This window comes from Arthrobacter sp. CAN_A212, from assembly GCF_015752345.1.
GTDB lineage: Bacteria > Actinomycetota > Actinomycetes > Actinomycetales > Micrococcaceae > Arthrobacter_D.
This window is the reverse complement of the sequence record NZ_JADOUT010000008.1, coordinates 34,462-58,917: the sequence shown is the minus strand read 5'-3', so window position 1 is coordinate 58,917 and position 24,456 is coordinate 34,462. Positions and strand designations below refer to the sequence as shown.

Annotated in this window: 18 protein-coding genes; 9 read left to right on the top strand and 9 right to left on the bottom strand. The window is 65.6% G+C overall.

The window, feature by feature from the left end:
- Positions 1 to 274: 274 nt before the first annotated feature.
- Positions 275 to 1,522, top strand: coding sequence for a septation protein SepH (gene sepH, locus IWX64_RS08150; protein ID WP_196866639.1), 1,248 nt, complete (start codon positions 275 to 277; stop codon positions 1,520 to 1,522).
- Positions 1,523 to 1,574: 52 nt separating this feature from the next.
- Here the strand turns inward: sepH and IWX64_RS08145 are convergent, their stop codons facing one another.
- The 4 genes from IWX64_RS08145 to IWX64_RS08130 are packed head-to-tail and all read right to left on the bottom strand — an operon-like array spanning position 1,575 to position 6,911.
- The gene (locus IWX64_RS08145; RefSeq protein ID WP_196866638.1) at positions 1,575 to 2,291 is read right to left on the bottom strand and encodes a thymidine kinase; all 717 of its coding nucleotides are present in this window, start codon (positions 2,289 to 2,291) and stop codon (positions 1,575 to 1,577) included.
- On the bottom strand, positions 2,284 to 3,480 hold the full coding sequence (locus tag IWX64_RS08140) for an alkaline phosphatase family protein (protein WP_196866637.1): 1,197 nt from the start codon (positions 3,478 to 3,480) through the stop codon (positions 2,284 to 2,286). The genes IWX64_RS08145 and IWX64_RS08140 overlap by 8 nt, the downstream gene beginning before the upstream one ends.
- 6 nt (positions 3,481 to 3,486) lie before the next feature.
- Positions 3,487 to 4,164: a DUF5998 family protein gene (locus IWX64_RS08135; RefSeq protein WP_196866636.1), complete on the bottom strand. Its 678-nt coding sequence runs from the start codon at positions 4,162 to 4,164 to the stop codon at positions 3,487 to 3,489.
- Between the two features lie 44 nt (positions 4,165 to 4,208).
- Positions 4,209 to 6,911: a bifunctional acetate--CoA ligase family protein/GNAT family N-acetyltransferase gene (locus IWX64_RS08130; RefSeq protein ID WP_196866635.1), complete on the bottom strand. Its 2,703-nt coding sequence runs from the start codon at positions 6,909 to 6,911 to the stop codon at positions 4,209 to 4,211.
- Positions 6,912 to 6,993: 82 nt separating this feature from the next.
- Between IWX64_RS08130 and IWX64_RS08125 the strand changes: the two genes are divergently transcribed.
- On the top strand, positions 6,994 to 9,474 hold the full coding sequence (locus tag IWX64_RS08125) for a DNA gyrase/topoisomerase IV subunit A (protein ID WP_196866634.1): 2,481 nt from the start codon (positions 6,994 to 6,996) through the stop codon (positions 9,472 to 9,474).
- A gap of 2 nt (positions 9,475 to 9,476) precedes the next feature.
- Here the strand turns inward: IWX64_RS08125 and IWX64_RS08120 are convergent, their stop codons facing one another.
- Positions 9,477 to 10,463, bottom strand: coding sequence for a GNAT family N-acetyltransferase (locus tag IWX64_RS08120; RefSeq protein WP_334683213.1), 987 nt, complete (start codon positions 10,461 to 10,463; stop codon positions 9,477 to 9,479).
- Between the two features lie 134 nt (positions 10,464 to 10,597).
- Between IWX64_RS08120 and IWX64_RS08115 the strand changes: the two genes are divergently transcribed.
- Positions 10,598 to 10,963: a BlaI/MecI/CopY family transcriptional regulator gene (locus tag IWX64_RS08115; RefSeq protein ID WP_196866633.1), complete on the top strand. Its 366-nt coding sequence runs from the start codon at positions 10,598 to 10,600 to the stop codon at positions 10,961 to 10,963.
- 4 nt (positions 10,964 to 10,967) lie between these two features.
- Complete coding sequence (locus IWX64_RS08110; RefSeq protein WP_196866632.1) at positions 10,968 to 11,945, top strand: M56 family metallopeptidase; 978 nt, start codon at positions 10,968 to 10,970, stop codon at positions 11,943 to 11,945.
- A 160-nt stretch (positions 11,946 to 12,105) separates the two neighbouring features.
- Here IWX64_RS08110 and IWX64_RS08105 read toward each other — a convergent pair whose 3' ends face one another.
- On the bottom strand, positions 12,106 to 14,214 hold the full coding sequence (locus tag IWX64_RS08105; RefSeq protein ID WP_196866631.1) for a DNA gyrase/topoisomerase IV subunit B: 2,109 nt from the start codon (positions 14,212 to 14,214) through the stop codon (positions 12,106 to 12,108).
- A 259-nt stretch (positions 14,215 to 14,473) separates the two neighbouring features.
- On the opposite strand from IWX64_RS08105, the gene IWX64_RS08100 reads away from it, so the two are divergent.
- Entirely contained in the window at positions 14,474 to 14,698 is a 225-nt protein-coding gene (locus IWX64_RS08100) for a DUF7455 domain-containing protein (RefSeq protein WP_196866630.1), read from the top strand.
- 102 nt (positions 14,699 to 14,800) lie between these two features.
- On the opposite strand, the gene IWX64_RS08095 is transcribed toward IWX64_RS08100, so the two are convergent.
- The 3 genes from IWX64_RS08095 to IWX64_RS08085 form a co-directional block, all read right to left on the bottom strand.
- Positions 14,801 to 16,048 (bottom strand): RNA polymerase sigma factor, encoded by a 1,248-nt coding sequence (locus IWX64_RS08095; protein WP_196866629.1) that lies wholly within the window; start codon positions 16,046 to 16,048, stop codon positions 14,801 to 14,803.
- A gap of 285 nt (positions 16,049 to 16,333) precedes the next feature.
- The gene (locus tag IWX64_RS08090; RefSeq protein ID WP_196866628.1) at positions 16,334 to 17,644 is read right to left on the bottom strand and encodes a DUF4192 domain-containing protein; all 1,311 of its coding nucleotides are present in this window, start codon (positions 17,642 to 17,644) and stop codon (positions 16,334 to 16,336) included.
- Positions 17,645 to 17,742: 98 nt separating this feature from the next.
- Positions 17,743 to 18,741: a proteasome assembly chaperone family protein gene (locus IWX64_RS08085; protein ID WP_196866627.1), complete on the bottom strand. Its 999-nt coding sequence runs from the start codon at positions 18,739 to 18,741 to the stop codon at positions 17,743 to 17,745.
- A 177-nt stretch (positions 18,742 to 18,918) separates the two neighbouring features.
- Here IWX64_RS08085 and IWX64_RS08080 point away from each other — a divergent pair, with 177 nt between their 5' ends.
- The 4 genes from IWX64_RS08080 to IWX64_RS08065 all read left to right on the top strand — a co-directional run bounded on the left by IWX64_RS08080 (position 18,919) and on the right by IWX64_RS08065 (position 24,446).
- Complete coding sequence (locus tag IWX64_RS08080) at positions 18,919 to 20,454, top strand: leucyl aminopeptidase (protein ID WP_196866626.1); 1,536 nt, start codon at positions 18,919 to 18,921, stop codon at positions 20,452 to 20,454.
- Between the two features lie 189 nt (positions 20,455 to 20,643).
- Positions 20,644 to 22,026: a dihydrolipoyl dehydrogenase gene (gene lpdA, locus IWX64_RS08075; protein ID WP_196866625.1), complete on the top strand. Its 1,383-nt coding sequence runs from the start codon at positions 20,644 to 20,646 to the stop codon at positions 22,024 to 22,026.
- Positions 22,027 to 22,151: 125 nt separating this feature from the next.
- Positions 22,152 to 23,969, top strand: coding sequence for a 2-oxoglutarate dehydrogenase, E2 component, dihydrolipoamide succinyltransferase (gene sucB / locus IWX64_RS08070; protein ID WP_196866624.1), 1,818 nt, complete (start codon positions 22,152 to 22,154; stop codon positions 23,967 to 23,969).
- Between the two features lie 45 nt (positions 23,970 to 24,014).
- Entirely contained in the window at positions 24,015 to 24,446 is a 432-nt protein-coding gene (locus IWX64_RS08065; RefSeq protein WP_196866623.1) for an OsmC family protein, read from the top strand.
- The last annotated feature ends 10 nt before the right edge of the window (positions 24,447 to 24,456 follow it).

The window sequence follows — 24,456 nt, the reverse complement described above, 5'->3', positions numbered from 1 at the left end:
GTTGTTCACTCTCCGGTGTTCTGTGGTTGTGCTCCATGGAACCTGTCCAACGTTCATGTCGAAACTGTGCAACGTCGTCTCCAACGCTGACCGACTGCAGTTTGTGCCCGTAGCCAGCGATTGTTACGGAAGCTGCCGTGATAGTCCAATTCGGCGTCGTCCTGGCCTATCCGACGGCGAAAGTTCCTCGCCACACCACGGGTGTAGTAGGCATGTGGGCCAACAGGTGGCACAGTTTCACGGTAAGGAAGCAATGTCGGCTCGGAGGATTTTCATGCAGGAACTACGGCTGGTAGGTGTTCACGAAAACGGCGGACACCTGCACTTGAACGGCGAGGACGGCTCGAGCTACAGCCTGCCGGTCAACGAGGCGCTCCGCATGGCGGTTTCCCGCCCCATGGAACAGCACAAGATCACCACACCACCACCCCCGGCGGGCAAGCCGGTGGTGCCACTGTCACCGCGCGACATCCAGGCGCGGATCCGCAGCGGCGCAACGGCACAGGACATCGTTGACGAGTCCGGGCAGGAACTGGCGCACGTGCTCCGCTACGAGGGTCCGGTGCGCGCCGAGCGAGATTACATGGCCATCCTGGCCCAGCGCGTCGAGGTGTCCTCCGCCCTGCCGTCCCACGATGGCTCCCGGTCAGCCTTTGGTGAGAACCCGGCGCAGCTGGGTGAAATGGTTGACTACCGTCTGCAGGCCTACGGGGTAGACCCGAGCGGCGTCGAGTGGGACGCGTGGCGCCGCCCGGACGGACTATGGAATGTCGTCGCCCGCTTTGAGCTCGCGACCGACGCCCGGGTAAGCGTGGGCGAGGAGCCACCAGCCCAGTGGACGTTCAACCCCAGCCGCAAGACGGTCCTCAACACCAACCGCTGGGCCCAGCTGCTCAGCGAGCTCGAACCACTCGACGGCCCCCTGCCGACGCGCCGGCTCAGCGCCGTCGCCGATCACGTCTTCGACTTCGAAGCCCAGAAGTCCCCCGAGGTTGCCGCCGAAGAAGCCTCCGACAACCTGTTGGACGTGCTCCGGTCCCGCCGCGGGCAGCGCCTGGGAGTGGATGAGGAGGGCGACGACGCCCTCGCGCACCTGCTGGCCAAGGGCAGCATCCCGGCTGCCCACCCCCGTCCCACCGAGGGCGAAGAGGAGCTGGAGGCCACCGGATCCGCTGAGAGCACCGATGACGCCGAGGGACCACAGCGGTTTGCCGGCCTCAGCCTGGCCCCATCAGTGCCGCACGACGACGACCAGGAGCACCAGACCTACAGTGATGGCTCGCCCCGCCTCTCCGAAGCAGTGAGCACTGAAACCCACGAGATCAGTATTTTCGCCCGGCCCAGCCGCCCGGTACAGCCGTCGGATGACCCGGCTGAGGCAACAGATGACCGCCAGGGACGGGACCCGGTGCCCGCCAGCTCACCGAAGGCAGCAGACGAGCCGGCAGATCGCAAGATCCGGCCGAAGCGGTCAAGCGTCCCCAGCTGGGATGAGATCGTCTTCGGTACCAAGAGCGACTAGGTGTACTGAGACCACGTGCACTGAGACAACGAAATGCTGCTTCCGTTCCCCCCTAGGGTGAGAACGGAAGCAGCATTTCGTTGCTCTTCATTGCGTTGGCTGTCCGCAGGGTGACCCGCCGGGTGTGGTGTCGCCGGCACAACGTTTCGTAACCCGTCACGGGCAGGTGGGGAGCGTCTTCCTCAACCCCGTCAACAATCGGTAGTTCGGGTTGCAGCGGGTCCCGCTGCACCTTCTGTAGTTCGACGTCGCCCACCACCACCTGGTCGCCCTCCACAACCATCACGCCGTCGATGGTCCGAGCATTGTGGGTAGCCCGCCGGCCGCACCAGCAGAGCGCCTCCACCTGAAGCACCTGGACCCGGTCCGCGAGTTCAATCAGCCGCTGTGAGCCCGGGAAAAGCCTGGTTCGGAAATCCGAGGTGATCCCGAACGCAAACACGTCGACGTCCATCTCATCGACAATGCGCGCCAGCTGGTCGATCTGCTCGCCGGTGTAAAACTGGGCCTCGTCGCAGATGAGGTAATCGACCCGTTCCGCGGCCGTACGCCGTCGGACAATCTCGGCCCAGAAATCGCTGCTGTCAGAGACCTCCACCGCCCCCGTCTGGAGCCCGAGCCGGCTGGAGATCATCGCCTCCCCCGCCCGGTCGTGGGAGCTGAAGAGCAAACCGGCACGCCCCCTGGCACGGTGGTTGTGGTCCATCTGCAGAGCCAGCGTCGACTTGCCGCAGTCCATGGTGCCGGAAAAGAAGATCAGTTCAGCCACGGGTGACCTTCCCGCCCGGACGGCCGAGCGTCAGCAACGGCACTTCGCGTTCAGCGCGGGTCAGGGAGCCGTGCTGCCCCACGACTTCCATCGCCGATTCGGAGGTGCGGCGGCGATCGTACAGCGCAATGGGTTCCCGTGCCGCGACCAGGAGGTCACCGATGCGAGGCAGGACCCGTTCGTCGACCTGTCCGAACAGCCCTCCCTCGATGGCCTGCTCACGGGTGAAGATCCACGCGAACTGCCCGTAGGCCTTCTGCCAGGCCGCGATGAGGCTCTCGCGCCGGTCAGCGGACAGACCGGGCTCCAGGTACAGGTGGAGCATCCGCGGCTCTCCGGCCGTGTGGGCGACTCCGTCGATCAGTGTGGGATCGGTCGAAAAGTCGTAGCGGTGCGCTACATCGACGTCGACCATCCCGTGGTCCGCGGTCAGCAGCAGCAGCGTGTCGGATGGCACGCGGGCGGCGAGCGTTTTGACAGCGGCGTCGACATCCTCCAGCTGGGTACCCCACTGGGGCGAACCGCAGCCGAACCGGTGTCCAGCCTTATCCATCTCGTTGAAGTAGAGGTACACGAGGGAGCGCTTCGTCGCAGCAAGCTGCTCATGTGCACTGCGCACCCGCGCCTGCAGGGTTCCCGCTGCCACGTAGCTGCCGCCCCTGAGTGCGGCGCGGGTCATGGCAGAATCAGCGAACTTCGGGAGGGAAACGCTCACCACGGGGATCTGGGAGGAAACCTGTTCGAAGACCGAGGGGTAGGGCTGCCAACGCTCTGGGTCCACTGCGGAGTCCCAGCCGCCGAGCATGTTCACCACCTTGTCCTGCCCGGGATCCAGGACGTCGTAGCCAACCAGGCCGTGCATCCCGGGAGGCAGACCGGTGCCGAGGCTGGCCAGCGACGCGGCGGTCGTTGACGGGAACGCCGATCCGATGGTGCGCGCGCTGTCCAGGTGCCGCCGCAGGAACGGAGCGTGCCCGCCACGTTTCTTCAGCAGCGCCGACCCGAGACCGTCGACCACCACCACGCAGACGCGGGACGCGTCCGGCAGGCCAAGGGCATTATCGAAGGGGCCGGTGGCCGAGGTGAGATCCAGGGCGGCGGCGGCGCTGGTAAACACCTCGGCGATGGTGCTGCGGCCATAGGCGGGTGCCGCCGGAAGAGGCTCCCGGTGTCCGGTTACGTGGTCCACTGCGGGCTAGCCCTGGTGGTGCGTCCGGCTGAAACGCGCACCGAGACCGGGCTGCCTGCGCGGCGCCGGAGCCAACGTGCCCGCGGCGGCGGGCGTGACCGGGTTGGCCGTGTTGACCTTCCGCAGCGCGCGGGCAAACGACTTGGCGTTCTGAACGGCCTGCATGCCGTCGGCCTCGGCGCTCACGCGGAGCACAATGTCCTCCTGCGAGATGGTGCCGGTGTAGCCGTGGTCAGCGTCGCACTGTGGGTCGCTGCAGCCGGCCGGTCCCATATCCAGCCGCTGGCCGCCGGACCAGGCGATAGCAAGGGTCAGTTCACGCGCCTGATCGGAGGGCTTGTAGTCCTGCGGCTGGGCGTACAGGTAGCTGAGCACCACTGACCGGATCTGACTGACCGGGACGGACTCGGTGGAGACCTGCGCCATCATCTGCTGCCCGTCCTCGTCCAGCTGCTGATCGTCCACGTGGGTGATCACCAGCATGTCTTCGGTGAGGACCAGCACGGTGATGTGGCGGTGCACCTCGTTCCGCTCGAAGTGAGTCTCCAGGTGAACCACGTGTGAGAGCGGTTCCCTGCCGTCGAGGGCATCGTGCACCGTGTCTGCGACCAGACGCGGATAGAAGCCAGCCCGTTCCAGGGAGGCGTCGAGGCTGCGGCGTTCAGCGGAGAGCGATGAGGTCATATATCCAGTTTCCCTTACGTGGGCGCCCGCCGCCTAACCCGGTGTCAGTCCCGCATGGCGCGCCGGGCACTGTCGGTCCGTCGCTGCGGGTTGCCCACCAGGATGTCCGTGCTCAGGATAACCAGCCCACCCGCCGAGACCAGCACCGGGTTGAACTCGAGCAGGGCAATCTCGGGGTGGCGGTCCTTCAGGACGGCAACCCTCTTGATCAGGTTCTCGATCGCCGCGATATCGGTGGCCGGGAGGCCCTGGTACCCGAACAGTTTGCGCGAGGCCCGGGGTGCACGGACCAGGTCCGAAATGTCCACGGTGGAGAGCGGCGGAATGCTGTGGGCCCAGTCGTCGAGGAGGTCGACGGCGTCGCCCGCCAGCCCGAAGGACAGCACCGGCCCCAGCAGTGGGTCCTCGATGGCACGGAGGGTGCACGCCTGACCGGATGGCGCCATCGCCTGCACCTCCATCCCGCTGACTCCGAAGGGCGCGAGCACCTTCTCCATCTGGGCAATGTTGAGGCGCAGAGAGTCGGCATCCTCGATGTTCAGCCGGACGCCGCCGAGATCGAGCCGGTGCCGGAGGTGCTCATCGACGGTCTTGATGACCACGGGCCAGCCCAGCCGGTCGGCGGCCGCGACCGCCTCATCGGCGGTGGTGAACCGGACAGCGGGGAGCAAGGTGATGCCGTAGTGGTCCAGCAGGGTGGCAGATTCTGCCGCGTCCAGGCGGGTCAGCCCGTCCCCGTCGACCCGTTCCAGCGCCTGATGGAGCAGCTCCGACGCCGCGTCCGGATCGATATCCGCCGGTTCGTGGAACCCGCCGTTGTCCCGGGCCCGCCACCGGGCGTACGTCACGACGGCTCCCAGCGCGGCGACTGCCGCTCCTGGGCCCGCATAGCACGGCACCCCCCGCTGGCCGGTAGGTTCCCCCACCGGATTGTCGGGGACAGCGAGCAGCCCCTCGGAGCGGACCATCGGGTCCAGGATGCCGGCGAAGGACGCGACCAGCGGCTTGTTGGCCGTCCCTGAGCAGTCCCTGAGGCAGGCGGCGATGGCGTCGACCGTCAGGCCCGGGGCGGGCAGCAGGGCAACGACCGCCGAGTGCACCTCCTCGTCCGCCAAGGCCTCCAGGACCGCTGCGCGGAGGGCGGGCAGGGCGACCGACTGTCCGGTGTCCAGGTCGATGTCGGTCACCAGGCGCCGTACGTCCAGGGATTGGGCGGCGGCTGCATCGGCCACCACCTTGCCGAGCGCCAGGGAGTTGCTGAACACCGCAAGGGTGGGACCGGCGGGCAGCGGCTGGCTGACAAGGATCTGGGCGATGTCCACCAGTTGGGCAGTGGTCTCTACCCGGATCACCCCCGACTGCTTGAGCATCGCATCCAGCGCGCCGGACGGCGCCTGGGTGGTGCGCACCGCGTGGCCCGGCGGCAGCTGGAGGCCCATCACGTCGGACTTCGCCACGATGACGGGTTTCGTCTTGGACAGTCGGCGGGCGATACGGGAGAACTTGCGGGGGTTACCGACCGATTCGAGGTAGAGCCCCACCGCCCGGGTGGAGGGATCATCTTCCCAGTACTGCATGGCATCGTTGCCGGAAATGTCAGCGCGGTTCCCGGCGGAGACGAAGGAGCTCAGTCCCAGTCCGCGCCGCCCGGCGGCCGCGTAGAGCAGAACACCGATCGCCGCCGACTGGCTGAACAGGCCCAGTGCTCCGGCGGTGGGCAGGGCGGGAGCCATTGACGCGTTGAGCCGGACCGCCGGGTCGGTGTTCACCAGTCCCAGGGATGCCGGTCCCACCACCCGCATCCCGTAGGCCCGGGCCCGGTGAACGAGGGTCCGCTGCCGGGCCAGGCCGGCGGCGCCGTCGTCGGCGAACCCGGCGGTCGCGACGAGCAGACCCTTGACGCCGGCCTCCCCACACTGGTCGACCACCGCTGCCACCTGGTCGTAGGGCACCGCGATGACCGCGAGGTCGACGGGCCCCGGCACCTCCGCGATCGATGCAAAGGAGATCATTCCCGCCAGTTCGAAGGCCTCGGGGTTCACGGCGTACACGTCACCGGTGTAGCCGGCGTCGATGATGTGTTCCAGGAGGGAGTACCCGATGGTTCCCCATTCGCGGCTGGCGCCGATGACGGCGACCGACGACGGCGAGAGCAGGTCAGCGACGCTGCGCGCCTCAGCGCGGTGCTCGCGGGACTCCATGACGGCTCGTGACTTCTCGGTGGGGTCGATGTTGAACTGCAGCATCACCACGCCGTCGTCGAAATGGCGCTGCACCTCATACCCGGCCTCAGCGAAAACGGTGATCATTTTCCGGTTCTCCGGAAGGACCTCAGCCGAGAACCGGCTGATCCCGTTCTCCCGGGCCGCTGCCGCGAGGTGTTCCAGCAGGATGGACCCCAGCCCCCTGCCATGATGGGCGTCCGAGACGTTGAACGCGACCTCCGCTTCGGTCGGGTCATCGAGCCGGTCATACCGGCCGATGCCCAGGATGTCGGTGCCGCGGGTGACAACGAAGGCGACCCGGTCGCGGTGGTCCACCTCGGTGAACCGCTTGAGCTCTTTGGTACTCAGCGACGACTTGTAGGTGAAGAACCGCAGGTAGATGGAATTCTCGGACTGCTGCATGTGAAAGTGCTGGACAGCATCCGCGTCGTCGGGCGAGATGGGTCGCAAATGTGCGGTGGCGCCGTCCCGCAACACGACGTCGGCCTCCCAATATTCCGGGTAATGTCCGCCAGCAGCCATAGACTCACCCTAGTGGGCGTTTGGCGCCCACGTCATTACCGTTGGCAGCACACCCCCTTCACGACCCGAGGACCACCCGATCATGGCCAGGCGCCAAACCACAGCAGCCCCGGTGGATTACACCGAGAACATCATCGATATCGACGTCACTTCCGAGATGGAACATTCGTTCCTGGAGTACGCCTACTCGGTGATCTACTCCCGGGCGCTGCCCGACGCGCGGGACGGGCTCAAACCCGTCCAGCGGCGCATTCTCTACATGATGACCGACATGGGTCTGCGGCCGGACCGCGGGCATGTGAAGTCCGCCCGCGTGGTGGGCGAGGTGATGGGAAAGCTGCACCCCCACGGGGATGCGGCGATTTACGACGCGATGGTGCGCATGGCCCAGGACTTTTCGCTGCGCCTGCCCCTGATTGACGGTCACGGCAACTTCGGCTCGCTCGACGACGGCCCGGCCGCCCCCCGGTACACCGAGGCACGGCTCGCGGCCGCGGCGCTCACCATGACCGACCATCTGGACGAAGATGTGGTGGATTTCGTCCCGAACTACGACAACCAGCTCCTGCAACCGGAAGTACTCCCGGCGGCGTTCCCCAACCTGCTGGTCAACGGTGCCACCGGCATCGCCGTCGGCATGGCCACCAACATGGCACCACACAACCTCGGCGAGGTGATCGCCGCCGCCAGGCACCTGATCAGCAACCCGGATGCGGGTCTCGATGACCTGATGCGTTTCGTTCCCGGACCGGACCTTCCGAGCGGCGGCAAAATTGTCGGTCTCGCCGGGGTGCGGGACGCTTATGCCACCGGCAGGGGATCGTTCAAGACCCGGGCCACCGTGGGCATCGAACAGCTCTCCGCCCGGCGGACCGGTCTGGTGGTGACCGAGCTCCCCTACACGGTGGGACCGGAAAAGATCATCGAGAAGATCAAGGATGCCGTCACCTCCAAGAAGCTGCAGGGCATCTCCGACATTGTGGACCTGACCGACCGCCGTCACGGTCTCCGGCTGGTCATCGAGCTGAAGAACGGATTCAACCCGAACGCGGTCCTCGCCCAGCTGTACCGGTACACGCCGATGGAAGATTCCTTCGGGATCAACAATGTGACCCTGGTGGACGGGCAGCCCCGCACCCTTGGCCTGGTCGAGTTGCTGCAGGTCTACATCAAGCACCGGCTCTCGGTGGTCCGGCGTCGCACCACGTACCGGCTGGGGCGCAAGAAGGACCGGCTGCATCTGGTCGAGGGTCTCCTGATCGCCATCGTTGATATCGACGAGGTCATTCAGATCATCCGCTCCTCCGACGAGTCGGCGCAGGCGCGGGAACGCCTGATGTCGATCTACGACCTGTCCGAGCTGCAAGCCAATTACATCCTCGAACTACGTCTGCGCCAGCTGACCAAGTACTCGCGGATCGAGCTCGAGAAGGAACAGGACGAGCTGCGCCGCGAGATTGCGCTGCTGGAAGAGCTGCTCGGCTCCGAGGAACGGCTGCGGGCCCTCCTGTCGGAGGAACTTGCCGACGTAGCGGAGAAATTCGCGACGCCGCGCCGGACGGTCCTGCTGGAGTCCGAGTCCAGCTCCCCGCTGAAGGGCACCGTGATGCCGACCGCTGCTGCGACCGGCGGCAAGCCGGCACCCCTGCCCCTCGAGATCGCGGACGACCCCTGCTGGGTCATCCTCTCCACGTCAGGGCAGCTGGCGCGCACCTCCACCCAGGATCCCTTCGGTGAGGGCGGGCAGCGGGTCAAGCACGATGTGTTCCGATCGGTCCTTCCCTCCACCGCCCGGGCAGAGGTCGGTGCGGTGACCTCCGCCGGGCGGATGCTCCGCCTGCAGGTGATGGACATGCCGGCGTTGGCCCCCACCGCTGGCATTCCGAACCTGGCCGGTGGCGTCCCCGCCCAGGAGTTTATGACCCTGCTTCCGGGAGAGGTCCTGGTGGGGTTGGCGCCCCTGGACACCGTGATCGCCCTGGGCACCGCACAGGGCGTGGTGAAGCGGGTGGCTCCCGAGTACCCGCTCAACCGGGACGAGTGGGAGGTCATTTCCCTGAAGCCGAAGGACCGGCTGGTGGGCCTGGCCGCTGCTGCCGAGCAGGATGCGCTGGTCTTTATCACCTCGCAGGCACAGCTGCTGCGCTTCCCTGCGGCGACAGTCAGGCCCCAGGGCCGCACCGCCGGCGGGATGGCGGGCATCAAGCTGGGAACGGGCGACTCGGTCATTCACTTCGGTGCGGTGACCGCGGACGACCCGGCCGCCGTCGTCGTCACCGTTGCAGCCGCCAGCGGGGCGCTGCCCGGCACCTCCGCGGGATCGGTGAAAGTCACCGAGTTCGCCGAGTACCCAGCGAAGGGCAGGGCCACCGCCGGGGTGCGCGCCCACCGGTTCCTCAAGGACGAGGATGGGTTGGTCGTCGCCTGGGCTGGACACGGACCGGCGAAGGCCGCATCCTCCAGCGGTGTGTCCCGGGCGCTGCCCACCGAGCACGGTCGGCGTGATGGTTCAGGCGTGGCGCTCAGCCAGACGGTCGATGCGATCGGGCCCAGCCCGGTCTGAGGCTAGATCGGTAGTTCGCAGACCCTGACCCGGTGGGTGGGTTCGTAGCCCAGACGTTCGTACAGGCCGAGCGCGCCTGACGGATTCTCGGTGTCCACGCCCAGACCTGCGTTCTCGATACCGTCGGCCGCGAACCGGCGCATCGCCTCGACGAGCAGCGCGGGGGCCAGCCGGAGCCCCCGCCAGTTCCGGCGCACCCCGAGCAGGTCGGTGTAGGCCTCCGTGTATCCCAGGATGTCCTTCGAGCCGGGATCGAAGCTGACCAGCTGGTAGGCGGCCACCTCGCCGGTTTCCTCGTCGACCACTGCCAGGGACCAATCCGGCTTGAACTCGGGGTGGGTCACTGTGTACCGCCAGGATTCCTCATCCCGCGGTTCGCTGCCCCAGTGGTCCTGGAAAGCTTCGTTGTGGGCCAGCCGGACCGCCTCGGAAAGTTCCTCGGAAAACGTCGCGATCCGTAGTCCCGCCGGGATCTCGACCGTCGGGATCTCGGTCCGCAGCGGGCGGGTCATCTCGGTGAAGTACCGCACCACGGAGTTCCCGGTCGCCTCCATCAGGGCCAGCTGGGAGGGAACCCGCTCCTCGGCGTAGGTGCGCAGCACGCCTGCCGCTGCGCCGTCTTCGTCAAGGCGACGACGGGCCCGCCCGGCCTGCCACCCATACAATGCGGTACCAATGCCGCGGCGCCGCCAGGCCGGATCCACTCCGCCCATCGTGTGGATCAGGGTGGAACCATGGTTCTTCTGGATGGCACCGAACGCGCGGGGCACGCCGTCAGCGTCCAGGCCCAGGATAGTGTCCTGCACCGGGTCTGTTTTCGACGATTCCAGAATCTGCTCCAGGTCGGCGCGCTCTTCAACCCAGTCCGGCTTGTCTTCCTCGGCCATGCGCTTGAGCAGTTCCAGCCACTGCCCGATATCGTCCGGCGTGATGGGCCGCCACTGCAGGGGCGTGCCGGTGGGAAAGTATTCCGTCACTGACTTAGTCATGGCAAAAGAATATGACACGAGGCCGGGTGAAGCATTTCGCCGTCGTCAATGTGATCTGTTCTACCGTATGTAGAACATTGCTGGAAAAGGGAGTAGATTTAGCCAGTAACCCACAACTAACACGAAGGATTTGCATGGCCACCCTCGGAGAACTCGAACGCACAGTGATGGACCTGCTGTGGGGCACCCCCGGGGCTTTGACAGCCAATGCGCTCCGCGACCTGCTGGCACTGGCCACAAATGAGGCCGTGGGCAAGGAACTCGCTGTGACAACTGTCCTGACCGTCCTGTCACGGTTGGAGAAAAAGGGCCTGGTGGAGCGGGAACGCGAAACCCGCCCACACCGCTACCGGGCCATCACCAGCCGCGAGGAACACACCGCCGAGCTGATGCACGAGGTCCTCGTCACCGCGCCGGACCGGGAAGCTGTTCTGGCACGGTTCATCGGAAGCGTATCGGACAGCGAGGCACAGGCGCTGCGTAAACTGCTCGGCAGCTGAACGGATGTTTTGGGCCGCCCATCTGTTGGCCGGGCTCGCCGTCGTTCTCGCCTGGCCCGCTCCGGTAGCACTGTCGCGGGCCAAGTGGCCCACCCGGGCACCAGCGATCGCCATGATCCTCTGGCAGGCCATTGCACTGGCCGGTGGGCTCTCGATGATCGGTGCCATGCTGGTGTGGGGGCTCGACCCGCTGGGAGACAACCTCGTGGAGGCTCTCGGCCGGTTGGGAGCCATGGCCGTCAGCAATGAGCCGGCCGCTGAACTGGGCCTAGTGCACGTCTTCGCGCTCAGCGCGGCAGGCTTGTTGGGCGCCCACCTGATCTTCACGCTGCTGTTGACCTACGCCAAGATCCAGGGCCAGCGTCGCCGCCACCGTGACATGCTGAACCTGCTCAGCTCACCGGCCGCGAACCGCCCGGCCACACTGGTCATCAACCACCCCACCCCCGTCGCCTACTGTCTGCCGGGGGGCGCCCGCTCAGTCACCGTCCTGTCGAACGGGCTGTTGGAACTGCTGACCGCGCAGGAGCTAGACGCCGTCCTGGTGCACGAGCGCGCCCACCTCCACCAACGCCACCACCTGCTGCTCTGGGCGTTTGCCGCCTGGCGGTCGGCACTGCCGTGGTTGCCGACTTCCCAGCTGGCGCAGCGAGCGGTCAACGAGCTGATCGAGATGCTCGCTGACGACGAGGCGCTGAAGACGGTTAGCGAGCCGGTCCTGGCACGGGCGATCGCCATTGTGGCGTCCGGTCCGCTGGACGCTCCCGACGGCGTCTGCCCACCCGACGCGTTGTCCACCACCATGCTGACACCCGGGCCTCCGAACGGGCAGGACACCGGATCCACGGTGAACCGTGTCCACCGGCTCCTCACCCCGCAGCCACCCCTTTCGCCCGCGCAGCAGGGAGTAGCCCTCGGCACCTCCGGCCTGCTGCTGGTGGCCCCCACCCTGCTCCTGATCGCCCCGTGGGTGTTGGGCTAGGACATCACGCCGTAGCCCGGGGCGCCCTCCACTCGTGGTGCCCCTGTGCAGGGAGGCCCTGGCGGGCACGGCTGCTCACCACGGGATCACCCTCACTGAGCATCAACGCTCATGCACATTGAAGCCACTCCCCTGGTGAGCATTCGTGCTGACTGAACGGTCAGGCGTCGATCTGCTCCCGGTCCAGGGACGCGGCGCCCGCCACGATGAAGTCCTTGCGCGGCGCGACATCGCTGCCCATCAACAGGTCAAACACCCGCTCCGCGGATTCGGCCTCCTGGATCCGGACCCGTCGGAGGGTTCGGTGCCGCGGGTCCATGGTGGTTTCGGCCAGCTGCTCGGCGTCCATCTCCCCCAGCCCCTTGTACCGCTGAATGGGTTCCTTGTACCGCTTGCCCTGCTTCTCCAGCGCGGCCAGGAGCCGGTTCAGCTCCTGCTCCGAGTAGGTGTAGATGGTCTCGTTGGCCTTGGACCCGTGGTTGACCACCTCCACCCGGTGCAGCGGCGGCACCGCAGCAAACACCCGTCCCGCGTCGACCAGCGGGCGCATGTACCTGAAGAACAGGGTGAGCAGCAGGGTCCGGATGTGGGCGCCGTCGACGTCGGCGTCGGTCATCAGGATCACCTTCCCGTAGCGGGCTGCGTCCAGCTGGAAGCTGCGGCCGGAGCCGGCGCCCACCACCTGGATCAGGGCGCCGCATTCGGCGTTGGCGAGCATGTCCCCCACCGAGGCCTTCTGGACGTTGAGGATCTTCCCGCGGATGGGGAGCAGCGCCTGGTAGTCGGAGGAGCGCGCCAGCTTCGCTGTGCCGAGCGCACTGTCACCTTCGACGATGAACAGTTCGGAACGCTCGACGTCGTCAATCCGGCAGTCGGCCAGCTTGGACGGCATCGACGAGGTCTCAAGCGCGTTCTTCCGTCGCTGGGTTTCCTTGTGAACCCGCGCCGAGATGCGGGACTTCATCTCCGCGACAACCTTTTCCAGCAGCAAGGCACTCTGTGCCTTGTCGCCGCGGGCCGTGGAGTTGAGTCTGGCGAGGATTTCCTTCTCGACCACCTTCGCCACGATGGCCCGCACCGCTGACGTGCCGAGGATTTCCTTGGTCTGGCCCTCGAACTGTGGTTCCGCCAACCGCACGGTCAGGACGGCTGTCAGCCCGGCAAACACGTCGTCCTTTTCGATCTTGTCGCTGCCGGCCTTGAGCTTCCGGGCGTTGGCTTCGATCACCTTGCGGAAGGACTTCAGGAGGGATTGCTCAAAGCCGCTCTGGTGCGTGCCGCCCTTGGGCGTCGCGATGATGTTCACGAAGCTCTTGACGGTGGTGTCGTAGCCGATCCCCCAGCGCAGGGCGATGTCGACCTCACAGTCGCGTTCCACCTCGGCGATCTCGCTGTGCCCGTTCTCTCCGAGGACCGGCACCGACTCCTTGAACCGTCCGGAGCCGTGCAGGCGCCACACATCGGTCACCGCGCTGTCGGCGGCAAGGAAGGTGGTGAACTCGGAGATTCCGCCGTCGTGCTGGAACACTTCCTCCAGTGGTCCTGCCTCGGCGGCGGTGCCAGCGAGACGGCGTTCGTCGCGCAGGGTGATCCGCAGGCCGGGTACCAGGAACGACGTCTGGCGGGCACGGGACTGCAGTTCCTCGTAGGAGAACTTCGCATCAGGGGTGAAGATCTGGCGGTCCGCCCAGTAACGGATCCGGGTACCGGTGACTCCTCGCTTGGTGGTACCGACCACCTCGAGCCGGGAGCTTTCGAGGAACGGCTCAAACTTCGCGGTGGGCGAGGGGGTCTTGGCGTCGAGGAAACGGCCGGGCTCGCCGCGTCTGAAGGACATCTGATAGGTCTTGCTGCCGCGGTCCACCTGGACATCCAGCCGGGCGGACAGCGCGTTGACCACGCTCGCGCCGACGCCGTGCAGCCCACCGGACGCGGTGTAGGACCCGCCGCCGAACTTTCCACCCGCATGCAGCTTGGTGAACACCACTTCGACGCCGCTGAGGCCCGTTTTGGGTTCGGCATCGACGGGAATGCCTCGGCCGTCATCGTGGATCTCGACCGAGCCGTCCGGGTGGAGTATGACCTTGATGCTTTGGCCGTGACCGGCGAGGGCCTCGTCCACCGAGTTGTCGATGATCTCCCAGAGGCAGTGCATCAACCCACGGGAGTCGGTGGAGCCGATGTACATGCCGGGCCGTTTGCGGACGGCTTCGAGCCCTTCCAGGACGGAAAGGTGACGGGCGTTGTATTCGGTGCTTGGTGGCGCCACGTTGGGTGAAACTCCTTGGCAGGTAGTACAGGTTGGAAGCGACACCGGAAGCCGGGCGCCGCGCCGGAGACCTCCGGCCGCACCCCTCCAGCATATTCCCCCGGGCCGACGGTTCGGGGTAGGCGGGCCGCACGGTCCGGCAGCAAAGGTGTGACGGCGTCGGACTGTGCTACGCGCTCAGCGAAAGATCACCCAGCCTGCGATGGATCGGCAACGAATAGTGGTTATATGAACTACAGGAACCACTAAGGAGGCAATCATGACAACAGCAGTAGCAACCCGCGAAATGACCGCGCTGGACCGCTGTGACCGCTGCGGAGCCCAGGCCTATGTGCGCGCAGTTCTTCAGTCCTCCGGTGGTGAGCTGCTCTTTTGTGGCCACCACGCGCGTTCCGTTGAGTCGAATCTCAGGCCGCTGACGTCCGAGTGGCAGGATGAGACCAACCGTCTGAATGCAGCACCCGGACCGGTAAGCGAAGACTAAAAGCGTCACCCGGGCCACGGCCCGGAACCAGAAAGGACCCCCACACTCCAGGTGTGGGGGTCCTTTCTGGTTGAAGCCGGTGTTCCCGGCCCCAAAGGTCTGCTAGTCCAGGTAGTCGCGCAGCACCTGCGACCGGGAGGGGTGGCGCAGCTTGGACATGGTTTTCGATTCGATCTGGCGGATCCGCTCACGGGTCACGCCGTAGACCTTGCCGATTTCGTCTAACGTCTTTGGCTGCCCGTCGGTGAGGCCAAAGCGCATCGCGACGACGCCCGCCTCCCGTTCCGACAGGGTGTCGAGCACCGAGTGCAGCTGTTCCTGCAACAGGGTGAAGCTGACGGCGTCGGCGGGTACGACGGCTTCGGAGTCCTCAATCAGGTCACCGAACTCCGAGTCACCGTCTTCACCCAGCGGGGTGTGCAGCGAGATGGGCTCGCGACCGTACTTCTGAACCTCGACAACCTTCTCGGGTGTCATGTCCAGTTCGAGTGCGAGTTCCTCGGGCGTGGGTTCGCGGCCCAGGTCCTGCAGCATCTGGCGTTGGACACGGGCCAGCTTGTTGATGACCTCGACCATGTGGACAGGGATACGGATGGTCCGTGCCTGGTCGGCCATGGCGCGGGTGATCGCCTGGCGGATCCACCAGGTGGCGTAGGTGGAGAACTTGAAGCCCTTGGTGTAGTCGAACTTCTCGACGGCACGGATCAGGCCCAGGTTGCCCTCCTGGATGAGGTCGAGGAACAGCATGCCGCGGCCGGTGTAACGCTTGGCCAGGGAGACCACCAGGCGGAGGTTGGCTTCCAGCAGGTGGTTCTTGGCCCGCTTGCCGTCATGGATGACCCATTCCAGTTCACGGCGCAGTTTCGGATCCAGCGGCTTGGCGGCGTCCTTGTCTGCGGCGAGCTTCTCCTCGGCGAAGAGGCCAGCCTCGATGCGCAGGGCGAGATCGACTTCCTGCTCCGCGTTCAGCAGAGCTACCTTGCCAATCTGCTTCAGGTAGTCCTTGACCGGGTCAGCGGTGGCACCGGCGGAAATAACCTGCTGGGCGGGGGCGTCGTCGTCGTCGGCGTCCGAGTAGACAAAGCCTGAACCGGCCTTGGTTTCGGCCTCGGCGGCCGCGCGCTCGGTGGTTTCAGCGGGCTCGACCGGGTTTCCCGCGGCGTCGATCTCCGGGCTGTCGTCTTCAACCTCGGCGGCGGCGGCGTTCTGCGCTGCCGCCTTCGCGGCCCGCGCTGACAAGGGCTTCACAGCAGCGGTCTTCGGTGCCGCCTTCTTGGGGGCGGCCCGGCGTTTGGTGGTCGTTACCCCGGGTTCTGTAACATCCGGTGCAGTTGTCTTCTTGGCCGACACAGAGAACCTTTCATACGGCGTCTGTGATGCTGCCAAGGGGGCAACACCACTATGACCCTGTCAAGTCCGTGATTGAATTCAAGGAGATTGACGGGGCTTTCCTCACTGAAGAGGAACTGTCCCGCCGCCTGCACTATTCCCCACACCATCCCGCGAAGGATGGGCGGTTGAGATACAGAACACTTCTTGACACACGGACCCGACCGGGTCTCAATTCCCATTGTCGCACGATTCGTGGGCTTCGATAAATCCCCTGCTCTCCCGAAACCGCCCGATCGCTGCCGCTTAGGTGGCAGCTGGGGTGCCGTTCCGCCACGCCAGATCCTTGTCCCTGGACCATTCGGGGAGCATACCCCGGGCCACCACCTCCTCGAGCAGCTCAGCGAGCGTGTAGCCGGGGTGCACCGTCAACGATTGCTGGAAATACAGGTGAGCGCGGGAACCACGACCGCGCGCCCACTCGATCCACCCAAGCATGGCCAACAGGGCGGCGAGGGGTTCACCCTCGGCGACGGCGGACAACCGGGTCAGGTGGCGGTGGGCTGCGTCGATCCGGTGCCATTGCAGCTGGCCACGGTAGCGACCGATCAGGACGTTGCAGTATCTGTCCCCGGCTGCCCCGGCGTCGGGTGCAGCTACATCGGGGGTATCCACGTCGGGATTTTCCACCTGGGGGGTCTCCCGATCAGCCGTGTCCGCGTGGGGTGTACCAGCGGGCCCAGCACCTCGGAGTAGACCGAGCTCAGCTGCCCCCTGCAGCGCGATGTCTTTGCCCAGTCCGGAGAGGACCAGCACAGCGTCCCGCATGCTGCGGCAGGTGAGGGACGCCAGCAGGTGCGCGGTCACCTCCAGGTCGGCGGCGGGTCCGCCCGTGGTGCACTCTGCCGGCGCAGGTTCCTCCGGTCTGGGTTCGGTCATGGCAGATTCAGGTGCGGTGTCGAACAACTTCTCCCAGAACGCCAGGGTGGCCTTGAATTGGGAGGCATCCCGCCAGCGTCGTCGCAGGCGGGACTCCTCGCGCCGCCACCGGCGGGTGAGGTCCGCCCGATCCGTCCACGGTTCGCGGCCGACGTTGCCCACGGCGGCGGTCAGCGACTCCGCATAGCTGCTCCCCCGGTATACCAATTCCGCGTTCAATGGGCTGTTCTGGACGCTGGCCAAGGGGTGCCCCGGCCAAGGACAGCAGCCCGGGTCCTGACAGAAATAGTCACGCCAGTAGTTCTCGTTCACCAGCCACCCATCGCGCAGAGCAAGGCCCGCCGCGTCCAGTGCCTGCCTGAGGTAGCCGACGAGCTCCTGGCGGGGCGGCGGTCCGTAACGGTCCCACGACTCTCCCGTATAGAGGATCATCAGCGCACCGTCAGCGGAGGTGTCGGAGGCAAGGATTGAGCAAAGGCCCGCCGCATAGGCGCCCGGGTCAGCGTCTGGATGGGGCAGGTCAACCCGCAGCGTCGCCCCGACCCGCTTTCCGGACATGGTGAGCAGGACCAGGCTCGCCTCCGGCTGGAAACCCAGCGTGTGGAGAATGTAGCTCTGGATGTCGGCTGGGGACGTGACCTTGAAGGGAGGCTCGGGTGGGGCTGGCGCGGATGTCATGGATCGAGCATGCCGTCGGCCCGGCCTGCGCGGCGACCGGGCCGACTCTATGTGTGTAAGACCCACACAAAAACCCTTGTGGAGGAAGGGTTGGAACCCTACGGTCCGGCTTCATCCTTGGGCTCGACGTCGGGCTCAGGCGTTTCGCCGGCCTTCCGGTCCTCTTCCAGCAATTGCTCGGACTCATCGGCGGCCTGTGGGCTGGCCAGGTAGGCTTCCACCGCGGCGCCGATCTCGTCAGCGTCCGCCAGTTCGCTGTTCTCCTTCACCAGGAGAGAACGCCGTTCGGCGGATCCAGCGCGCTCGTCGTAGCGCTGCTCAAGCGTAGTGACGACGCCCCGGACGTCGGCGGATCCGTCGACCTGCCGGGCGATCTGCCGTTCCACGTCGCGGCCGGCCTCACGCAACCGGTCGGTAGGCAGCACCAAAGACGCGGACGCACCGAGATACTCAAGGGCCGTGACCGCCGCGGGCGGGTATTCGGCTTCCGCGAGGTAGTGGGGCACGTGCACCACATAGCCGACGACGTCGTGCCCGGATTCGATCAGGCGCAGCTCAAGGAGGTGGCCCACTGACGCCTGCAGCTCAGCGGTTGGCCGCCAGGTATTCAATCCCTCGATCAGGTCCGCACGGTTCCCATGCACTGTCACGCCGAGCGGGCGGGTGTGCGGCACGGGCATCGGCACCGAGTTGATCCAGGACACCAGCGGTACCTCGAACCTGTCCACCAGGCCAGTCACCGCGCTGATGAACCGCTCCCACTGCAGATCCGGTTCAAAACCTGCCAGCAGCAGGAACGGCACGCCCATGCCGTCATACACCCGGTGCAGTTCAAGCCGGGGCGGGTGGTAATCGGCGAGGTGGTCCTCAGCGAAAGTGATCCGTGGGCGCCGGCTGCGGTAGTCGATCAGCTGGTCAGCGTCGAAGACCGCCACCAGTTCATGGTCAAGCGTGGTCAGCATTTCCTCGATCACCTGGGACACCACGTGCCCGGCGTCGACGAATCCAGTAAAACCAGCAAGAAGAGGAAGCCCCCGCAGCTGCTGGCCGTTGATCAGGTCGGCGTTTGAGTTGAACAGAGTTTCAGGATTGAGCATCTCCCCTCCTAACAGGTTCGCGGCTTTCTACAGATACCTTCTCCAACGTCGGAGGGGAGCAGATTCATTCCGCCCGACGTCAGGATCCCTAACAGACTACGATCGATAGTGGAACGGCGCGTCATCGAGCGCCCAGCCACCAATCTGTCCAGCACATGGAAGTGAGGAACACACCCAGTGAATATCGCCAGCGAACTCAAGCTGACAGCTGTCACCAAGGACTCCAAGAAGACCGCAGGTGACGCCCTGGTAATCGGCGTCGGCCAACAGTCCGGAGCGCCAGTCCTGCTCGACTCCCCGCTCTCAGCGAAGGATGCGAAGGCACTCGCCGACTCCCTGCCGCTGCTCGGCATCACCGGCGGAGCCGACGAGGTTCGCCGGCTCCCGGGCCTTGAAGGAGCCACCGCTGAAGTCCTCGTACTCACCGGTGTGGGCCGTCTACCATCGGACGGAACCCTTACCCAGGAGGCGCTGCGCCGCGCCGCGGGGGCGGCAATCCGCCAGCTCATCGGGCTCGACTCGGTAACCATCGCCCTGCCGGCGGCCACAGTGGCCGACGCCGCGGCGGTGGCCGAGGGTGCAGCGATGGGAGCCTACTCCTACGACGAGCACCGGTCCGCCCGCGCTGCCAAGGACGGCTCGCCGGCCAAGCAGCCGGTCAAGAGCGTCACCGTGGTGACCCCGGTGGCGCAGGACCGTCAGTTGAAAGCCGCGCTGAGCCGCGCCAGTATCATCGGCCGTGGCGTCAACATCACCCGGACGCTGGTCAACCAGCCGCCGAGCCACCTGTACCCGGAGACCTTTGCCCAGGCGGCCAAGGACCTGAGCAAGGGCCTGCCCATCAAGGTCACCGTGCTGGATGAGAAGCGCCTGGAGAAGGAAGGCTACGGCGGCATTCTCGGCGTCGGCAAGGGATCATCCCGGCAGCCGCGCCTGGTCAAGGTGGAATACTCCCCCAACTCCGCAAAGAAGAGCCTCGCCTTCGTCGGCAAGGGCATCACCTTCGATTCCGGCGGGCTGTCCCTGAAGCCGGCCGCCGGAATGCAGACCATGAAGCTCGACATGGCCGGCGCCGCCGTCGTGCTCAGCGCCGTCCTGGCGATCGCCGAACTGGGTCTGCCCGTGAAGGTCACCGGCTGGCTGTGCCTCGCCGAGAACATGCCGTCCGGCTCGGCCCAGCGCCCATCGGATGTGATGACCACTTATGGTGGACGCACCGTCGAGGTACTTAACACCGACGCCGAGGGCCGCCTCGTCATGGCCGACGCACTAGCAGCCGCCAGTGAAGAGGCCCCCGACGCGCTGCTCGACATCGCCACCCTCACCGGTGCGCAGATGATTGCCCTGGGCCGACGGGTGTCAGGAGTCATGGGCGACGACGACGTGGTGGATGCAGTCAAGGGTGCGGCCGACCGTTCGGGCGAGCTGTTCTGGCCGATGCCCCTCCCCGAGGAACTCCGACCGAGCCTCGATTCCCAGGTCGCTGACATCGCCAACATCGGCGAGAAGTTCGGCGGGATGATGACCGCCGCCGTGTTCCTGCGCGAGTTTGTTGGCGAAGTCAACGGACGCAAGATCCCTTGGGCACACCTCGATATCGCGGGACCTGCGTTCAACGAAGGAGCCCCGTACGGCTACACGCCGAAGGAAGGCACTGGCGTCGGTGTCCGCACCCTGCTGGCATACGCCGAAGACGTGGCCGCTACAAAGTAAGCCTGCTGGGCAGTCTCGCTTCCCAACCAGGGGTGAGACTGCCCACAAAGGGGCAAACATTGCCCTTCATCAAGTGGATGCTGGTGTGATCTGGGGATAGGGTAAATCCAGATCACACCAAGCATTCCGCCAAAATCATCAATCGACGGACCCAATGGCCCGTCACAGATTACGCGAGGGAGCGTCCAAGTGGCCGATACGGCAGCTGCGCAAGAATTCGACATCCTGGTACTGGGTGGGGGTAGTGGTGGCTATGCCGCTGCCCTCCGAGCCGTCCAACTGGGGTTCACCGTGGGACTCATCGAGAAGAGCAAGCTGGGTGGTACCTGCCTTCACAACGGGTGCATTCCCACCAAAGCGTTGCTGCACTCGGCCGAAGTCGCCGATACCGCGCGATCCGCCGGGAAATACGGCATCCAGGCGACCTTCGAATCGATCGACATGCCTGCCGTCAACGCCTACAAGGACGGCATTATTGCCGGCAAGTACAAGGGCCTCCAGGGTCTCATCAAGTCCAAGGGCATCACGGTGATCGAAGGTGCAGGCAAGCTGACCTCCACCTCCACCGTCGAGGTGGACGGCACGTCCTACACCGGCAAGAACATCATCCTGGCGACCGGCTCCTACTCACGGACCCTTCCCGGTCTGGAAATCGGCGGGAAGGTCATCACCTCGGACCAGGCCCTGCAGATGGACACGCTGCCCAAGAAGGCCATCGTGCTGGGCGGCGGAGTCATCGGCTGCGAGTTCGCCTCCGTCTGGAAATCCTTCGGCGTCGACGTCACTATTGTCGAAGGCCTGCCGTCACTGGTCCCGAACGAGGACGCCACCATCATCAAGGCGTTCGAGCGCGCGTTCAAGAAGCGTGGCATCAACTTCAACACCGGCACCTTCTTCGAGAAGGTCGAACAGAACGACGACGGCGTCGTCGTCACCCTGGTGGATGGCAAGACCTTCGAAGCAGACCTCATGCTGGTCGCCGTCGGCCGCGGACCCGTCACCGATGGCCTCGGGTACGAGGAAGCCGGTGTCACCATTGACCGCGGCTTCGTCATCACCAACGAGCGCCTGCACACGGGCGTCGGGAACATCTACGCGGTCGGCGATATTGTTCCCGGCCTGCAGCTCGCGCACCGCGGATTCCAGCAGGGCATCTTCGTCGCCGAAGAGATCGCCGGACTGAAGCCGGTCATCGTTGAAGACGTGAACATCCCGAAGGTGACCTACAGCGAACCCGAAATCGCCTCCGTTGGGCTGACCGAGAAGGCCGCCAAGGAAAAGCTCGGCGAGGACAGGGTCCTGACCCAGGAATACAACCTGGCTGGCAACGGCAAGACCTCCATCCTGGGCTCCGGCGGACTCGTCAAACTGGTCAGCGAGAAGGATGGACCGGTTGTCGGGGTGCACATGATCGGCACCCGGATGGGCGAGCAGATTGGTGAAGCACAGCTGATCGTGAACTGGGAAGCCTACCCGGAGGACGTGGCGCAGCTGCTTCACGCTCACCCCACGCAGAACGAAGCACTCGGCGAGGCGCACCTCGCCCTGGCGGGTAAGGCCCTGCACGGATAACCGTGCACTAAGCTCGCAACTAAGCGTTCCACCAGCATTACTCGCAACCTTGGCTCGAAGGTGTCGGGTCCCGATGGGGATCCGACACCGCACAGCAAGACCTAATCAGGAGAAACGGGGACACTATGTCTGAATCCGTCAACTTACCCGCCCTCGGCGAAAGCGTTACCGAAGGCACCGTCACACGCTGGCTCAAGGCGGTCGGTGACCGTGTCGAGGTTGACGAGCCCCTGCTCGAGGTGTCCACCGACAAGGTGGACACCGAGATCCCTTCGCCTATTGCCGGGGTCATCGAGGAAATTCTGGTAGCCGAGGACGAGACCGCTGAAGTTGGTGCGCCACTGGTGCGCATTGGTGACGGATCCGGCGGCTCCGAGGAGTCAGGTAGTTCCGATGACGCTGACGCGTCGGAGGCTGCTACTGAAGAGCCAGCGGCCGACGCCGAAGAGCCAGCCGCTGAGGAACCAGCAGCCGCGCCCGAGCCCGAAGAGAAGGCTCCGGAGTCCGAGTCCGCCGCCAGCGATGAGTCGGGTGATTCATCGGGCGAAAGCACCGAAGTGACACTTCCCGCCCTGGGCGAAAGCGTTACCGAGGGCACAGTGACCCGCTGGCTGAAGGAAGTGGGCGACGACGTCGAGGTTGACGAGCCGCTTCTGGAAGTGTCCACCGACAAGGTGGACACCGAGATCCCTTCCCCCGTCGCCGGCAAACTGCAGGAAATCCGCGTCGCCGAGGACGAGACCGCTGAAGTGGGTGCCGTTCTGGCGATCATCGGGTCCGGCGGATCCGCTCCAGCCAAGGCCGAAGGTGGCGCCGAGCCGGTTGCCGCTGCTCCGTCCGAGGAGCGCGAGGAGCCTGTCGCCGAGCCGAAGAAGGCCAAGGAAGAACCTGCAAAGGAAGAATCCGCTCCCAAGGAAGAGGCCAAGCAGGCAGCTCCCCAGGCCGACGAAGACAAGCCTGCAGAGAAAAAGCCAGCCGAACAGAAGCCCGCCGAGGACACATCGGGCGGCTCCGACGCAGCCTATGTGACTCCCCTGGTGCGCAAACTCGCGAACCAGCAGGGCGTCGACCTGCAGTCCATCAAGGGCACCGGCGTGGGCGGTCGTATCCGCAAGCAGGACGTCCTGGAAGCCGCCGAGGCGGCGAAGAAGACGTCCGAGCCAGCCGCAGCAACACCGGCACCCGCAGCAGCTCCAGCAGCACCCTCCGCGGAGGTCTCCAAGCTCAGGGGAACGGTCGAGAAGGCTCCAAGGATCCGGCAGACCATTGCCCGCCGGATGCGTGAATCGCTGGAGGTGTCAGCCCAGCTGACGCAGGTCATCGAAGTGGACATGAGCAAGGTCGCGCGGTTGCGCACCTCGGCCAAAGACAACTTCCAGGCGCAGAACGGTGCCAAGCTCACCTTCCTGCCGTTCATTTCCAAGGCGGTGACCGAGGCCCTGAAGCAGCACCCGAAGCTGAACGCCTCGTTCGATGAGGAAGCGAAGGAAGTCACGTACCACGACGCTGAGCACCTGGCGATCGCCGTTGATACGGAGAAGGGCCTCCTGGTTCCGGTCATCAGCGATGCCGGCAACCTGAACCTTGCCGGGCTGGCCAAGAAGATTGCCGACGTCGGGTCACGGACCCGCAGCGGCAAGATCGGACCCGACGAGCTGTCGGGTGGCACCTTCACCATCACCAACATCGGGTCGGTCGGTGCATTGTTCGACACCCCGATCATCAACCAGCCCCAGGTGGGCATCCTGGGAACCGGAGCGATCGTGAAGCGGCCCGTCGTGGTGACCGCTGATGGGGAAGACACCATCGCGATCCGCTCAATGATGTACCTCAGCCTGACCTACGACCACCGCCTGGTGGACGGAGCCGACGCCGGCCGCTTCCTGCAGTCGCTGAAGTCCCGTCTGGAAGCCGGCGCATTCGAATCGGATCTCGGACTTTAACCGCTCCACCCCCGAGGTCCGATACCAACCCGAAGGAGAACAGCTATGGCTACATCACGTTCAGCCCACACCGTTTGGAGTGGCAACCTGCAGTCCGGTAGCGGACAGGTCAGCCTCGACACATCCGGTATCGGCACCTATGACGTCACCTGGAAGGCACGTTCGGAGGACGCGGGAGGCAAGACCAGCCCGGAAGAGCTGATCGCTGCCGCCCATTCCTCCTGCTTCTCCATGGCATTCAGCCTCGCGCTCAGCGAGGAGGGCAAGACTGCCGAGAGGATCGAAACCAAAGCCGAGGTCGATTTCGTACCTGGTGAAGGAATCACCGCCATCCGGCTGGTCCTCAACGCGTCCATCCCGGACATCGACGACGCTGATTTCCAGCGGCTTGCCGAATCAGCCAAGACCGGCTGCCCAGTGTCACAGGCACTGGCCGGGGTCAAGAGCATCACCCTTGAGGCGACGCTTCAGTCTTAGCTCCTGAGTA